This window comes from Apibacter mensalis, from assembly GCF_001418685.1.
GTDB classification, from domain to species: domain Bacteria; phylum Bacteroidota; class Bacteroidia; order Flavobacteriales; family Weeksellaceae; genus Apibacter; species Apibacter mensalis.
The window spans coordinates 114,868-131,448 of sequence record NZ_LIVM01000006.1; the positions used below are offsets into that span (position 1 = coordinate 114,868).

General features: G+C 25.3%; 11 protein-coding genes. 7 read left to right on the top strand and 4 right to left on the bottom strand.

The window, feature by feature from the left end; genetic code table 11:
• Positions 1–32: 32 nt before the first annotated feature.
• The 3 genes from ASC36_RS05805 (at position 33) to ASC36_RS05815 (ending at position 5,474) form a co-directional block, all read left to right on the top strand.
• Entirely contained in the window at positions 33–1,184 is a 1,152-nt protein-coding gene (locus ASC36_RS05805; RefSeq protein ID WP_055425550.1) for an amino acid kinase family protein, read from the top strand.
• 98 nt (positions 1,185–1,282) lie between these two features.
• Positions 1,283–3,106, top strand: coding sequence for a lysophospholipid acyltransferase family protein (locus tag ASC36_RS05810; protein ID WP_055425551.1), 1,824 nt, complete (start codon positions 1,283–1,285; stop codon positions 3,104–3,106).
• Positions 3,107–4,280: 1,174 nt separating this feature from the next.
• Positions 4,281–5,474, top strand: coding sequence for a phosphoglycerate kinase (locus ASC36_RS05815; RefSeq protein ID WP_055425552.1), 1,194 nt, complete (start codon positions 4,281–4,283; stop codon positions 5,472–5,474).
• Positions 5,475–5,883: 409 nt separating this feature from the next.
• Here the strand turns inward: ASC36_RS05815 and ASC36_RS05820 are convergent, their stop codons facing one another.
• The 4 genes from ASC36_RS05820 to ASC36_RS05835 form a co-directional block, all read right to left on the bottom strand.
• Positions 5,884–6,696, bottom strand: a complete 813-nt coding sequence (locus ASC36_RS05820; RefSeq protein ID WP_055425553.1) for a class I SAM-dependent methyltransferase — start codon at positions 6,694–6,696, stop codon at positions 5,884–5,886.
• 95 nt (positions 6,697–6,791) lie between these two features.
• The gene (gene mnmG, locus ASC36_RS05825) at positions 6,792–8,660 is read right to left on the bottom strand and encodes a tRNA uridine-5-carboxymethylaminomethyl(34) synthesis enzyme MnmG (RefSeq protein ID WP_055425554.1); all 1,869 of its coding nucleotides are present in this window, start codon (positions 8,658–8,660) and stop codon (positions 6,792–6,794) included.
• Positions 8,661–8,703: 43 nt separating this feature from the next.
• Positions 8,704–9,120, bottom strand: a complete 417-nt coding sequence (gene ybeY, locus ASC36_RS05830) for an rRNA maturation RNase YbeY (RefSeq protein ID WP_055425555.1) — start codon at positions 9,118–9,120, stop codon at positions 8,704–8,706.
• 217 nt (positions 9,121–9,337) lie between these two features.
• Entirely contained in the window at positions 9,338–11,575 is a 2,238-nt protein-coding gene (locus ASC36_RS05835) for a patatin-like phospholipase family protein (protein ID WP_055425556.1), read from the bottom strand.
• A gap of 340 nt (positions 11,576–11,915) precedes the next feature.
• On the opposite strand from ASC36_RS05835, the gene ASC36_RS05840 reads away from it, so the two are divergent.
• The 4 genes from ASC36_RS05840 to ASC36_RS05855 all read left to right on the top strand — a co-directional run bounded on the left by ASC36_RS05840 (position 11,916) and on the right by ASC36_RS05855 (position 16,581).
• Positions 11,916–13,082, top strand: coding sequence for a glycosyltransferase (locus ASC36_RS05840; protein WP_055425557.1), 1,167 nt, complete (start codon positions 11,916–11,918; stop codon positions 13,080–13,082).
• 11 nt (positions 13,083–13,093) lie between these two features.
• A complete protein-coding gene (locus ASC36_RS05845) occupies positions 13,094–14,023 on the top strand; it encodes a glycosyltransferase family A protein (RefSeq protein ID WP_055425558.1) in 930 nt (309 codons plus the stop codon).
• Positions 14,024–14,034: 11 nt separating this feature from the next.
• On the top strand, positions 14,035–15,168 hold the full coding sequence (locus tag ASC36_RS05850) for a glycosyltransferase (protein ID WP_055425559.1): 1,134 nt from the start codon (positions 14,035–14,037) through the stop codon (positions 15,166–15,168).
• 261 nt (positions 15,169–15,429) lie between these two features.
• Positions 15,430–16,581, top strand: coding sequence for a glycosyltransferase (locus tag ASC36_RS05855; protein ID WP_055425560.1), 1,152 nt, complete (start codon positions 15,430–15,432; stop codon positions 16,579–16,581).

Sequence of the window (16,581 nt, forward strand, 5' to 3'; positions counted from 1 at the left end):
TCTTAAATATTGAAAATATATAACTATCATTTATGAAAGTTTATAAATTTGGAGGTGCTTTTGTACAAAACATAAAAAATGTACGTTATATTTTAAAAGATTTGAACCAGACCGAATACTATTCAACAATTATTGTTATTTCGGCCATGAATAAATCTTCCAACTCATTAGAAGATATTATTCAAACCTATTTACAAAAAAAAGAATTTTATAAAAAAATCTTAGATAGTATAGGGGAGATACATTATGAAAAAGTAAAAAAAATTTTTACGTATTTTAAGGATGTTCTTAAGGGTATTAAAAATACTTGTAAAAATCTTGGTTACTTACTATTTAATAATAAATCCGATAATTTTAACTACATATATGATCAAATTGTAAGCGTTGGTGAAATAGTCTTATCCATAATTCTAAGCTTTTATTTAAAATATTCAAAAATTATTAATACTTGGATTGATATAAGAAATTATTTAAAAACTGACTGTAATTATAAACATGGCACTCTTGATTGTAAACTTATATATAAACATTTTGAAAATTGTAATATTTTTAAAACTTACGTAACTCATGGTTTTTCAGATTCAAATTCCAACTATTTTACTGTATTTCTTGGCAGTGAATCTTCAGACTATCCTGCTACTATAATTATTTATTATTTAATTTCTAAAGTTGTCATAATCAGGAACGACGTTAAGGAGGTAATAAACGGAAACTTAAATTATGTTGAAAACTCTCAATTTTTAGAATATCTTACTTATAAAGAAACTATAGATATATCATTTATTAGTGAATTCATACTTCAACTGAAAATCATCCTACTATATAAAAGTGCTATTTCATGGTTAATTCTTTCATATTTAAAACCTGAAAATCAAGTTATTAGTATTTTTAAAGGTACAAAGAGAGATCCGAATGTTTCTTGTTTCATACAAAAATTAAATGTACATTTGCCTGTTATTTCTCCAGTTGATTTTACTTATAATCCTGAAGACATTCTTTATATAATTTGTAAACAAATTACGGAACTGAATATTAAAATAGGCATGATCAAGATTGCTTATTTTTTAGTTTTGATAGTTATTAAAGATAAATTTAATTCAATTAACATTTTACTGAATATTCTTGTAAGTTCTTTTATTGTAACATTAGAAGAAAATGTGCGTCTACTATACTGTAACAAATAGTTCATAGGATATATGAAATAATTTTAAAAAAGGAAAAAATAGTTTTATTAGAACAATTGGTAAAAAAACTTACCAAGCAATTGTAAAAGAATAACAATATGAGTTTAGTCACCTTAGAGGATATACAAAATACTTTAAATTTAAAGAAATATGGCTTTTTTGGAAAGGGTATAGCATGGGCCCTTATGAATATTTCAAAACTTGGTCATATTAATAAATTTTGTACTGAAAATAAAGATTTACCTACTAATGAATTTCTTACTGCAGTTTTAAAACATTTAAAAGTTAACTATGAAATTCATGAAGAAGATTTAAAAAGAATTCCTGAAAAAGGACCTTTCATAATCGTTTCCAATCATCCTTTGGGAGGATTAGATGGCATAATTTTAATGAAAATTATTTCAGAAATTCGTCCTGATTTTAAAATAATGTCTAACTTTTTACTGCAAAAAATTGAGCCTTTAAAAAAGGTAATTATTCCTGTTAATCCTTTTGAGACTAGAAAAGATACTTTTGACAGTAAAAAAGGTTTTATTGAAACATTGCGCGTTTTAAAAGACAATCATTGTGTAATTATTTTTCCAGCCGGAGAAGTTTCCCATTATTATCCGAATATAAAAGAATATCAAGATAGAGAATGGGTTGAAAGCGCCTTAAAGCTTCTTAAAAAAGCTAAGGTTCCGGTAATTCCTGTATATTTCCATGCCATAAATAGTAAATTATTTTACAAAATGTCAAATATACACCCGGATTTACAAACCGCAATGTTACCAAGAGAATTGGTAAGAAAGAGAAAAAATCCTATTAAAATACGTATTGGTAAACCTATTTCAGTAAATCAACAAGATGAATATCCGGATATTAATTCTTACGGTAATTTTTTAAGGAATAAGGTATATATGCTTAAATCATTCTACACAACAGTTAAAAATCCCTTTAAAAATATAAAGTTTCTTTCTGTATCAGCAATGACTAAATCTGCTAATTCCAACAAAGTTAAACCTATTATTAAAGAGACATCTAAGGAATTAATTTTAAAAGAAGTTGAGCTTTTAAGAGAAATAGATTGTGAGCTTTTTAGTGCCTCTCAATATGAAGTTTATTTAGCTAAACCTGAACAAATCCCTAATGTCTTACGTGAGATTGGTCGATTAAGAGAAATTTGTTTTCGAGAAATAGGAGAGGGTACCAATGAACCTTTTGATTTGGATGAATTCGATCAAATTTATCATCATTTATTTTTATGGGATAACGAAAATAAATTAATTGCCGGTGCTTATCGAATGGGAATGGGAAAAGAAATTTATGAAAAACATGGAATTAAGGGTTTTTATACTGCATCTCTTTTTGAATATGATTCGGAAATACATCCTTTCTTTAAAAAAATCATTGAAATGGGCAGGGCATTCATTTCCAGTGAATATCAAAAAAAACCTTTACCCTTATTATTGTTATGGAGAGGTATTATACATGTTTGCTTGAGAAATCCTCAATATAAATATTTGGTTGGCGGTGTAAGTATAAGTAATCAATTTTCAAATTTTTCTAAATCTATAATGGTTGAATTTATGCGTTCTCATTATTTTGATTCTTATGTTGCTCAATATGTACATTCAAAAAATGAATTTAAAGTCCATCTTAAATCTAATGAAAAAGATTTATTCTTTGATGCTGCCGATAACGATCTTAATAAATTTGATAAGCTAATTGATGAGCTTGAACCTGATTTAAGACTTCCTGTACTTATTAAAAAATATTTAAAACAAAATGCTCGTGTTGTAGCTTTTAATGTTGATCCTAAATTTAATGACGCTATAGATGGATTAATGTATATTAGGATAAGCGATATCCCGGATAGTACTATTAATCCTGTTTTAGAGGAATTAGATTCTATGGATAAAAAAAATCAAAAAGAAGAATGATAATACATATTCATTTCAAGATTAGCCTAATTCCAATATTAAATTAAATATATTTTAGTAATGATTTATAATTATCTTTTCAACGCCATACATTAATAAATTATTGAACTTATATAAAAATTTAATCTAATATTTTTACAAGGTAAATAGTTATTATTTACCTTTTTTATTTTATACCTTACGGTTCAAACTTTTCTTTTACTATAATTTCCTTTTAAGCGTTTGGAATTATTTTCAATTACTATTTTTTTATAAAATAACACGATTTTATCTTTCTTTTTACCAATTATATATCATTAAATTCAAATAAAAATCACATTAATTTATATGCTATATATTACAAAATGATAAATTATTTTATTATTAATCTTTACTATTAATTTATTTAAAGATTAAATATAATTAAATTTTTATTTACTTAATTAAAATGTATATGACTTTAGAATTTTTAATATTGATGTCCTTTACACTTCTATTTTTCACTTTTTTAATAATTAAATAGTCATACTATGTATGTATAATAATTTTACTATCAATATTTTATAAAACAAATATTTGTAAATACTTAATTATTATTAATTTAATAAACTTGTTAATAACTTAGTTTTTTTTATAATCATCATACATTACATAATAAACTGTAAATCAATGAACTTATAAATATATTATTAAAAAAAATATTTTTAACTCATAAATTTTCAATAGGTTAAATCAATATTAACACCTAAGTTAATCCATTGTTAACATTTTTAAACAAAAATTTTTGCTTCAATAACTTTAATTATTAATTATAAATTTTTAACACTTTTCCAAATTTTATCAAACTTTTTTAATGTGTTTTTTACTTTCCTTTTTATTACTTTAATAACATCTTCTTTAATAACAAATATGTTATCAATAGGCTTTTTAAATTGTTAATAACCGGTTTAAATTATTGGTATATAATTTTTTACATACAATTTATTTTGTTAATATTATATTTAAATGTTTTAATAACTCATTTTTTAAAAGTTATTAACATATTAACAGGTACATTATCATTATATACATTATTTTATTTAATTAATTAAAAAAAGATATATAAATAATAATTAAATGTGGAAAAAATTCAGGTATTAAAATTTCTCTTTTCGTTTTTATGAAGGTATATTTGTAAGAAAAATAAATAAAAATTATGAAAACAGTTAATGATTTTAATTTTAATGGAAAAAAAGCATTAATTAGAGTTGATTTTAACGTCCCTCAAGATGAAAGTCTTAAAGTTACTGATAATACTAGAATTGTTTCTGCTAAGTCAACTATAGATAAAATATTGAAAGATGGAGGTTCAGTTATTTTAATGACGCATTTGGGCAGACCTAAAGGTCAGGTTATTGATAAATTTTCATTAAAACATATTGTGGATGACGTTTCAAAAGTTTTAGGTAAACCTATTAAGTTTGTTGATGAATGTGTGGGTTCTAAAGCTGAAAAAGCTTCAACAGATCTTAAACCTGGAGAAGTCTTATTATTAGAAAATCTACGTTTTCATAATGAAGAAGAGCAAGGTGATGAATTTTTTGCAAAACAATTAGCTACGCTTGGAGACATTTATGTAAATGATGCCTTTGGTACAGCACACCGTGCTCATGCCTCAACTGCTATTGTAGCTAAATTTTTTCCTTCAAATAAATGTTTTGGCCTTTTAATGGCTAAAGAGCTTGACGCTATTCAAAAAGTTCTTAAAACGGGAGAAAAACCTGTAACTGCTATATTAGGTGGATCTAAAGTTTCTTCTAAAATTACGATTATTGAAAACATTCTTCCTGTTGTTGATAATTTAATTATTGGCGGTGGAATGACATATACTTTTGTTAAAGCACAAGGTGGTAATATTGGTAAATCCATATGTGAAGATGATAAACAAGAATTAGCTTTAGATATACTAAAAAAAGCTAACGAAAAAGGTGTAAAAGTTTATATTCCAGAAGATTCTGTTATTGGTGATAATTTTTCAAATGATGCTAATAGAAAAGTTGTTGAAACTAATAACATCCCTGATGGTTGGGAAGGGTTAGATGTTGGACCTAAAACTATTAAAACATTTTCAGATGTTATCATGGCTTCTAAAACCATATTATGGAATGGACCTTTAGGAGTATTTGAAATGCCAAATTTTGCAGTAGGTACTAAAGCTATTGGTGATGCTATTGGAGAAGCAACAAAAAAAGGTGCTTTTTCTTTAGTTGGAGGAGGAGATAGTGTAGCTTTTGTAAAGCAGAATAATTATACAGATAAAGTAAGCTATGTTTCCACGGGAGGTGGTGCTATGCTTGAGTCATTAGAGGGTAGAGAATTACCCGGAGTTGCAGCAATTATTAATGATTAATTTAACATTTATTTTAATATATATTTACTAGAAGCTTGAGGCATCAAGCTTCTTTTTTATATTGTTATAAATATTTAAATTTTTTTTATAAATCAAGTATAGCTATTTAATAATCATCCTATTTATTCATATTATTTAATCTTTATCTTTTTAATAATTTTTGTAAATAATTTTATTAAAATATGTTTAATAAATAATATAATAAATTAAATATTGTTTAATATTTATAGTAATACTTTTATATTTTACTATTTTTGAAAATGATATCTGTGGAATAGTCTTTCAGTAACTATTTATTAAATTAATTTTAATATTTTTTTTAATTGTATTTATAATTAAGATACCATAAAATTATATTTTAAATTAATTTTGATATTATCAACGGATAGTACTATATATGAATATTGTTTTATTTTTTTATTATATATATTACTGAAGAATAATTTCCATCTTTAATTCCTTTTAAGTTAGATAAGATAGCAATCAAAGGAAATCTATAAATTCCTAAAGGATTTTTAATATAGTTTTCACTTAGTAAAGAAATATAAAAGCTATCGAAGGGTAGGGGATAAGTGTGAATAACATTAAATTTATTTTTATTAAAAAAATTTATGGCTCCTTGTCTTGAATAATGATATATGTGTCGTGGTACATCCCAAGCTGCCCAATATTCTTTATAAAACTTTGCATCAAATGATTTGTAATTGGGAACTGCTATTAATATATATCCATTACTTTTTAATTTTAATTTTAATTTTGAAAGTATTTCTTCAGGATTAGGTATATGTTCCATTACATGCCAAAGTGTTATAATGTCTATAGAATTATTTTCAATATAATCTATTGAATTTATAATATTATTTTGACCAATTTTATTTTTGGCAGATATTGCAGCTTTTTTGTTGGGTTCATAACCTAAAGCAGAAAAATTTCTATTTTGAATAAATTTTAAAAATGTTCCATCTCCACAACCGTAGTCTAACAATTTTCCAGAAGTTTTATATTTAGTAATAATTTTTAATTTATACTTTTCATTTAGTTTTTGAATTAATAAATATAGCTTAGCTTTTAATGATTGATCTTTAGTATGAGATAGATATTTTTCACTTTCATAGTATTTTGATATATCCTCAGGTGTATTAATAGTTTTTAAAACATTATTATACTCAGTTTCTTTAATTTCAAACACTTCATTAGATAAAAAGTGATCTTTAATTTTCATTATTAAATTTTTATATATATTAATATTTTATATAAATATACTATTACTTATAGATGTTCCACGTGGAACATCTATAACTGTATATTATTACTAAATTATCTACCCATATAAATTAATAAAATATTAACATCTGATGGAGAAACTCCACTAATTCTGCTGGCCTGACCAATTGTTTCCGGTTTAAATTTTATTAGTTTTTGTTTAGCTTCAGTTGAAATACTATTTAATTTACAATAATCAAAGTTAACAGGAATTTTAATATTTTCAAGTCTATTTAATTTTTCAACGTTTTCAAGTTCTTTATCAATATAACCTTTATATTTAATCTTAATTTCTACTTGTTCAAGAACTTCATTAGGTAAATGATTTGATTTAATATAATTATTAATTGATGGAACTTTTTCTAAATCTTTTAAATATATATTGGGTCTTACTAAAATACTGTCAGCTTTTACAGATTGAGAAATTGGTGCGGAATTTTTTTGAGTTAAAATTAGATTAGTTTCATCTTTTCTTATGGATGTAGATTTTATAAAATTAATACAATCATTGGTCTGTTTACTTTTCTTTTCAAAATTTATCATTCTTTCTTTTGAAGCTAATCCAATAGAATAACTTAATGGCGTTAATCTTTCATCAGCATTATCTTGCCTTAAGCTCATCCTATATTCGGCGCGAGAAGTAAACATTCTGTAGGGTTCTTCTGTACCTTTTGTAATTAAATCGTCTATTAATACACCTATATATGCTTCATTTCTCTTTAAGATAAAAGGATCTCTATCTTTAATTTTAAGCGAAGCATTGATTCCGGCAATTAATCCTTGAGCTGCAGCTTCTTCATAACCGGTGGTTCCATTTATTTGTCCGGCAAAATACAAATTGTTAATATGTTTTGTTTCCAAAGTATTTTTTAATTGTGTAGGAGGAAAGTAATCATATTCTATAGCATATCCAGGTCTGAATAATTTAGCTTTCTCAAATCCGGGAATAAGTTGTAAGGCCTTAATTTGAATATCATCCGGTAAAGATGTACTAAATCCATTTATATAATATTCTACTGTTTGCCAACCTTCCGGTTCAGCAAATATTTGATGTCTTTCTCTATCTGCAAATCTATTAATTTTATCTTCGATAGATGGACAGTATCTTGGACCTGTACTTTTAATTGTTCCATTAAATAAAGGTGATCTTTCAAACCCTTCACGTAATACATCATGAACTTTTATATTAGTATAGGTTATATAACAGCTTCTTTGTTGAATAAGTTTAGGTGTATTTGTAAAGGAAAATTTTTGTGGGTTAATATCTCCTTTTTGCTCTTCCATTTCATAAAAATTTATACTTCTGCCATCTACTCTTGGAGGTGTACCGGTTTTCATTCTTCCTGCTTCGAAACCTAATTCAACTAGATTTTCGGTAATACCATAGGCTGCTTTTTCACCCATTCTCCCACCTCCGAATTGCTTATTACCAATATGAATTAATCCATTTAAAAATGTTCCGTTAGTTAATATTACAGACTTAGAATGAATAACAGCTCCCATATAAGTTTCAACGCCAATGATTTTATTATTATCTGTTAATAAACCTATAACCATATCTTGAAAAAAATCGAGATTGTTAATATTTTCTAGTTGTAATCTCCATTCTTCTGAAAATCTCATTCTATCAGATTGTGCTCTAGGACTCCACATAGCAGGTCCTTTTGATAAATTAAGCATTTTAAATTGGATCATAGTTTTGTCAGTAACTATTCCTGATAAACCACCCAATGCGTCTATTTCTCTAACAATTTGTCCTTTTGCTATGCCCCCCATGGCAGGGTTACATGACATTTGACCAATAGTTTGTAGATTCATAGTTATTAAAAGAGTTTTGGAACCTAAATTAGCAGCAGCGGCAGCAGCTTCACAACCTGCGTGTCCACCACCAACTACAATCACATCGTATTTTTCTAATATCATATTTGTAGATGTTTCACGTGAAACAAATTTTTTATAATTAATTTTAATAATTTTTATATAAAGATATATATATATTTTCCATTTTTCTCATAAGTTTTACATCCTTATCTGATTTGTCATTATATCCAATTAAATGTAAAATACCATGAACCATAACACGATTCAATTCTTTATCAAACTCTTCATAATTAATTACTGCATTATCTCTTACTCGATCAATTGAGATGAATATATCACCAGATATTAAATGGTTTTCTTTATAATCAAATGTAATAATATCTGTGTAAAAATCATGATTTAAGTATTGGATATTGATTTCTAATAATTGTTCATCGGAACAAAAAATATAATTGACATCTCCTAAACGACATCCTTCTTGTTCAATTACATTTTTTAACCACTTTTTCCTTTTTAATTTATTTTTTAAAATAAAATCATTTTTTGAAAAATAATTTATCATTTTTATTAATTTCTACTTAGCTAAATTAATATATTAAATTTGAAATTATATAATAAAATTATTATTAGTATTTCTAATTTCTGTTAAATTTTATTAAATAATTTACATTAAATATAATGTATAACAATTTTAAAGATGGATGTAAAAAGTGTCTATAAATTTTACATAATAAGATTAGGTAAGAGCATGCAGATACTAAAAATTAAAAATTTAAATATTAAAACCAATAACCTAATCCAACACTAAAGATACCTTTGTTTTGATTTGTAGAGTATGTATATAATAAGTTAATAGGACCGAAGGGACTGTCATATCCATAACCAAATCCATAACTAAAGTATTTATATTTAAAGTATCTAATATCTTTAAATTCATCTTCTACATTTTCCATATTGGCGTAAATTTTTAAATAATGATTTTTTAAGATTTTATAGTTTAAAGAAGAGTATAAAGAAAAAAGTTGATTACCGGATTTATAAGCGAATGGTAATCCTAGAAATTTACTGAAATTTAAGAAATCTTGTTCAAAATATCCACCATTGAAATATTTATATTGTAAAGTTGGATTATTAAAAGATACCCCTAGAAAATGTTGATTTTCTAAAGCTAATCTATGTCCGATGGAAATTGAATAATTTAGCAGACTTTTAACTATTGTAAATTTTTCAAAATCATTTGCATTGGAATAAAATATATATTTAGCAGAAGCATCTAATTTAAAACCTTTAAATGGAAAGTTAGGATTATTTCTGGTATCTGCTTTTATATAAAAATAAGGATTATAAAAGAAGCTTTCATCTTTGACGAAACTTTTATGATGTGAATCATTATTATGATCATATGAAAATGGAGAAATACTCATAAAACTATATTCTATACCTGTACCCATTGCAAATTTTTCATTAAAAGTTGATTGTAAATAAATTTGTTGATTGAAATAACGAATATGGTTAAATGAATATTCGCTTCTTTTTAAATCGGTATAATTAAAATTAAAAGAATTAAAGGAAGTATTAGAGCCTATACTAGGTAACATTCCATTATCTATAAAATAATTAACGTTAGTTCTGAAATTATTTCCAAAAATAACATCTATAGATAAATTGGAATTATTTAGAAGAAGCTTGTTGAGGGTAATATTAGTTAATAGAGAAGTTTTATATACATCATCATAATGAATACCAAATTTGATTGAATTATTGACTTTTTTATCTAAAAATAAGTTTATCTGTTGATTTTCTTCAAAGTTTTCAGATGTAAGTTCATAATAAACCCTTTTATAATTTCCTGTGGAATATAAAGCCGAAATACCTTTATCTAACTTAGTAATTGATGTATTTTGAGGTAATTTTAAACCTAATTTTCTCTTTATATATATTGAATCCTTAGATGAATTCCCAAATATGGAAAGTTTAGTGATAAATAAATTTTTTTCTGAAGGTAATTCTTTAATTCTTGGTCTATTAATATTAGTATAACCTTGTAATTTTGCAATTTTTAATAATTCAGGAAATGCTTTTTCACCGGCTAATTTGCCTTTGTATAAAATGGAATCTTTTTTATCAAATTCTGTTACCTCATAATTCTTTAAATCGGGTTTAATTAATAAATCTACATAACTTCTTTCGAAATCAGTTTTAATATTGATACGATAGCTTATTATTTGACTTATAATATTAAATATTGAGTTTATTTCATCAGCCTTTTGTAAACCATTACCCAAATCAACTCCAATAATGATATCCATTCCTTTATCTCGTAAGGCCCTGGAAGGAAAATTATTAACAATTCCACCATCGATTAAAATTTTATCATCAATTGTAACAGGTTCAATAAGTGAAGGATAAGCACCACTAGCCAAAACACTTAGAGGAAGAAAACCACTTTCCAACTGTTCCTCATCTCCGGTTTCTAAATTAGTTGCGATACATAAGAAAGGTATAGGAAGTTTAGAATAGTCATGTATATCATGCACATTATACAATAAATGGGTTAATAACATTAGAGGACCCTGTCCATTACTTAATGCCGAAGGAAACACCATTTTAAAATTGGAAATAGGCAATGTTAAAATATATTTTTCCCTGTACGATTTATCGAAGAAAGGAATAAAATTTCGATTTCTATCTTGTATAAAAAGCTCGTTAAAATCAATACTTTTAATAATATTCCTCATTTCTTCGGGAGAATATCCTGCTGCATATAATGAACCAACTATGGCACCCATGCTTGTTCCACTGATGTAATCAATTTTAATTCCTGCTTTTTCAATTGCTTCAATAACTTCGACATGAGCAAATCCTCTAGCGCCCCCGCCACTTAGAACTAAACCAACTTTAGGTCTATTATTTAAAGAATCATGAATTGATATAAAAGTTGAATCTCTATTTACGCCGTAAAATAAATTTCCTACTAGTAAAATAAAAAATAATAAGTATTTTTTAGAAAATTTCATAATAGCAAATATATTAAAAACCTATAATTTATGTAAATAATAACTAAAATAGAAAGATTTAGGAAATTTTTTAGATTAACTAAAAAAAGATTAGTTTATTATTACTTTTATTTTTTTAAAATTTAATACGGTTGATAATAGTTAAAAATTTAATTACTAGTGACGAATAAATTTAAAATAGTAATGTTTTAAAAATAATGTTTAAGTAAAATAAATTAAAATATAAAAAAAAGAAAGTTTAAATTTATGGTTAGAAATTATAAATAAAATTTGTGATATTACATTAAAAATAATAATCAATAAATCTTATAAAGTAGTTTAGAATTTACGTTGCTAGTTAATGAAAGAAATTAAGAAAATTAAAATTCTTTTTAGACTCCGATCAATGGAAACCGGAGGCGTTCAAAAAGTCTTACTAAATATTTTAAATAATTTAGATAAGAATAAATTTGATATTACCTTATTGTTAAATCTTTATCAAGGAGAATTATTAAAGGATATACCCAAATTCATTACAGTTCAATATATAGGAAAAGGAAAAGAGTTTATGAATAAAAATTTTTTTCTTAAAAAAATTCAATTAATAATAAGAGCCGGTACATTAAAATTTTATAATAAATTTCCTCAATTATTATATAAAAAACTAAAATTATATGATCAACAAGTTGAAATAGGTTTTTTCCATTATAATTATGATGATGTATTAAATAGTCCTAACAGAAAATCTAAAAAGATTGGATGGATGCATGGAGATATAAAAAATATAACCATAAATGGAAATAAAAAAAATTTCATAGCAAAATTTTTAAAATTTAATACCATGGTATATGTTTCACAACAAACCATGGAAAGTGCAAAAAGCTTTAATGAAAATATAGTTAAAAACGCTAAGATTATTTATAATCCAATAGATATTGATGATATAATAGCTAAATCCGAACAAAAAATAAATATAGAAATCAGTTCAAGCAAAAATGATTCAATAAAATCATTTATATCAGTAGGAAGGATTAAACCGGGTAAAGGGTATCAATTTTTAATAGATGCCCATAAAAAACTGATAAATGATGGAATATATCATAAAATATATATTATTGGAAATGGAGAATATAAAGCAGAATTAGTAAAAAAAGTAATCGAATATAATATAGAAGAATCATTTATATTTTTGGGGGAATATAAAAACCCCTATCCTTTGATCAAAGAGGCGGATTACTTTATACTTCCTTCATTATCAGAAGCCTATCCTTTAGTTATAGCAGAAAGTCTCATTTTAGAAAAGCCCATAATAACTACAGATGTAGGAGGAATAAGAGAAATGATGGTTGACCAAGAAAACGGTATATTCATACCAAGCAAGAATGAACAAGCCTTATATGAAGCAATGAAAACTATGATTTCCGATCCGAAAAAAGGGAAGTTCTTTGTCGAAAACAATAAAAAATTTAAAGAAATTTTCTCACCTGTTGCAATATATAAAGAAATAGAAAAGCTGTTTACAAAATAAAAAATCAATTAATGGAAAAAAATTACGTAATAACCGTAATAACACCAACTTATAATAGAGCTCATACACTAAATAGAGTTTATGAATCACTTCAAAAACAATCATTTAAAAGATTTAGGTGGATTATAATGGATGACGGTTCTACGGATTCAACAAGCCAATTGGTACATAGATATAAAAATGAAAATATTATCCCAATTGAATATTATAAAGGTAAAAATAGACATAAATTTATTACTGTATTTGAAGGAATTAAAAAAGTAAAAACACCCTATTTTGTAATTATTGATTCAGATGACAGTTGGCCGGAAGATTCATTTGAAATTTTATATCAAGAAGTGTCAAAAATTAAAAATCAAGATCAATATATCGGTGTAATTGGTCATTCAGCAGATACGGAAGGAAATTTAATAGGAAATTTATTTCCGGGTAACGGATTTACCGGCTCTATTTTAGAAATGCGATATAAATACCAAGTAAAGGGAGATAAAAATGGCATTTTTATAACAAAAAGTTATCTTAGAGAATTGGATAAATTTGATTATTCAATTTATGAAAATAAAGGATATATTCCCCAAAATGTTTTTTTTACAACGTACGATTCGCTTGGTTTAAAAACTAAATTTATCAATAAAGTAATACGTATTTATCATAAAGATGATGACGATTCAGCATCAGTTTCAAATACCCGTTGGAAGGGTAAAAATATATTTGGATTAAGAGAAGGGTATAAAGCAATGCTAAACAATTATAGTTATCAATTATTTTCTTATCCTAAAACATTACTGAGGAATTTAATAGGTTTTCAATTTTATTCTTTTTTAAATAAAAAATCTTTAGCTTCGAATATATCAAGTATAAAAAATCCAATAATAAAACTTATGAGTGTATTTACATTACCATTTAGCTATGCATATTATTTAAAAAATAAACATAGTTAATAAAATAAAGTATGAAAAAATTATTGTTTATTACCTATTCGCTTGGTAAATCAGGAGGAGTACAAACAGTTTTAACTAATTTGATGAATGAATTATGTACTCAATTTGATATAACTGTCTTATGTTTGGATGGTAATGAAGAATTCATATATGATTTAAATTCCAAAATTAAAACAGTAGTATTGAATTCCTTTGGAAATACAAAATCATATCGTTCAATGGTATTCATAAACCAATACTTTTCATGGTTGCCAAAGAAACAAAACATCAAAAATTATATTTACCAATACGGAGTATATTGCCTGTTAAAAAAATGGTTAAAAAAAAACCATCAGAATTATGACACTCTAATTTCTTGCAGATATACTCTTTCCAGCATGTTATCCACAATGAAAGGAATAAATAAGAAAACGTGGACATGGGAACATATAAATTACAAGATGGGAGGTTTTTTTTGGTATACGATTATGCGTCCTTATTACAAATATTTAAAAGGAATCATTTATATAAATAAAGAATCAGAAGAACATTATAAAAAAATAAATCCTAATAGTTTTTTAATTTACAACATAATAGGAGATCCCTTTGAGAGCATGCCCTTTATAAGTTGTGAAGATAAAGAAAATACGATTTTATTTGTGGGGAGGCTTCACCCTGAAAAAAACATAAGGGAAATTGTGGAAATATATTCAAATTTAAAAAATAAAGAAAGCTGGAAATTAAAGATAATAGGAGATGGACCGGAAAAAAATTATTTAGAAAATTATATACAAGAAAACCCCCATAGCAATATAGAAATTGAAGGAAATAAAACAAAAGAAGAAGTTTGTGACTATATGAAAAAAAGTAAAATATTGGTATTAGCATCGGAAACTGAGGCTTTTGGATTGGTATTAGTAGAATCTATGTTCTGCAGTAATGTATTAGTCTCTTATAACTGTGAATTCGGTCCGTCACATATTGTTAATGAGAATAACGGTTTTCTTATAAAGCATCATGATAAAGAAGATTTTACCAATAAACTTCAATTATTAATAAATAATGAAGCTTTGTTAAAAAAAATAAATAAATCTTCCTATGATGAATCTAAAAAGTGGAAAAAAGATAACATTCTTACCAAATGGGAATTACTTTTAGTTAGATAACTTAGATCAGTAATAGACAATAAAATTATTATATCATATTGAGATTTTAAGTGCTTTTTGTATCTTTCTATGATATTTACAAGTTTATGGCCATGTAAATTTCAAACTAAATATCTTATCAAGTTTTTCGGTAGGAATATGATTAGGTTAATTTGGAAAAAAATAAAAATAAATAATTTTAAAATTTCAATACTAATATTTTCATATATTATCTAGCTATTACTTGAAAAAAACTTTTATAAAAAAAATTTCTTATCTAAGATGAAGAAAAAGAAAATACTTATTCGAATAGGATCCTTACGTCATGGAGGTGCCGAAAAAGTCTTAATAACCTTTTTAAAAAATTTACCCAAAAATAAATATGAAGTAGACTTGTTGTTAAATCTTAAATCAGGAAAATATTTAAAAGAGGTTCCCTCTTGGGTTACTATATATCATCTTCATAAAGGAGAAATGATAACTACCAACAAACCCTGGGAAATACCTGTAAAAGCTTATAGAAGGTTATATGAAGAACTATTGAAATTTTTTCCTATCATATTATATAAATTTATATTAAAAAAACGAGATTATGATATAGAGCTTATTGCCAATCATAGATTGTTGGAAGAAGTATTAAAAAGTCCGTTAAAAACATCAAAAAAGGTAGTTTGGGTACATAACGATTTATTCAGCATATCAGATTATACACCGGCTAGAATAAAGGATTTTTTTAAAGCAGATAAAATATGGGTAATATCTGATAAAATAAAATCCGGATTTGAAAAATTAGCCTCTACAAAAGATGAAAAAGAAAAACTAATTAGAATTTATAATCCGATAGATTCCCAAGAAATAGTAAATAAATCAGAGGAAGATATTGATTTTACTTTTACTAAAGTAAAGGATGAAAAAATTTTTGTTGCAGTTGGAACCGTTTTTCCCCAGAAAGGCTTTGACCGGCTCATTAAAATGCATAAAAAACTTTTGCAGGAAGGGTATAAACATAAAATTTATATAGTAGGAGACGGGTATGACTTTAAAAATATCCAAGCACTTATTAAATCTTTAAAGCTAGATGATACAGTAAAAATGGTAGGCTATCAAGAAAATCCGTATCCTTTTTTTAAAAATGCCGATTACTTTATTTTATCATCGAGATATGAAGGTTATCCAACCGTATTATTTGAAGCCTTAACCTTGAAAAAACCCATAATAGCAACAGATGTTTCCGCTGTCAGAGAAATATTGCAAGATGGAAAATTAGGAAAAATCGTTGAGAATTCTGAAGAAGGGATTTATAAAGGAATGAAGGAATTTTTAACTCAACCTGAAATTGCCCAAAAATATAAGCAAGAAATGAATGAGAAAGAATTGCCATTTACATTAGAAAATGCAGTTTCCAGATTAACAACTATTTTAGACCATTTATAA

Bases quoted from the DNA above. Each gene is read 5' to 3' on its own strand.
- ASC36_RS05815 (WP_055425552.1), top strand. From the start codon at position 4,281: ATGAAAACAGTTAATGATTTTAATTTTAATGGAAAAAAAGCATTAATT.
- ASC36_RS05840 (WP_055425557.1), top strand. From the start codon at position 11,916: ATGAAAGAAATTAAGAAAATTAAAATTCTTTTTAGACTCCGATCAATG.
- mnmG (WP_055425554.1), bottom strand. From the start codon at position 8,660: ATGATATTAGAAAAATACGATGTGATTGTAGTTGGTGGTGGACACGCA.
- ybeY (WP_055425555.1), bottom strand. From the start codon at position 9,120: ATGATAAATTATTTTTCAAAAAATGATTTTATTTTAAAAAATAAATTA.
- ASC36_RS05855 (WP_055425560.1), top strand. From the start codon at position 15,430: ATGAAGAAAAAGAAAATACTTATTCGAATAGGATCCTTACGTCATGGA.
- ASC36_RS05845 (WP_055425558.1), top strand. From the start codon at position 13,094: ATGGAAAAAAATTACGTAATAACCGTAATAACACCAACTTATAATAGA.
- ASC36_RS05850 (WP_055425559.1), top strand. From the start codon at position 14,035: ATGAAAAAATTATTGTTTATTACCTATTCGCTTGGTAAATCAGGAGGA.
- ASC36_RS05805 (WP_055425550.1), top strand. From the start codon at position 33: ATGAAAGTTTATAAATTTGGAGGTGCTTTTGTACAAAACATAAAAAAT.
- ASC36_RS05810 (WP_055425551.1), top strand. From the start codon at position 1,283: ATGAGTTTAGTCACCTTAGAGGATATACAAAATACTTTAAATTTAAAG.
- ASC36_RS05835 (WP_055425556.1), bottom strand. From the start codon at position 11,575: ATGAAATTTTCTAAAAAATACTTATTATTTTTTATTTTACTAGTAGGA.
- ASC36_RS05820 (WP_055425553.1), bottom strand. From the start codon at position 6,696: ATGAAAATTAAAGATCACTTTTTATCTAATGAAGTGTTTGAAATTAAA.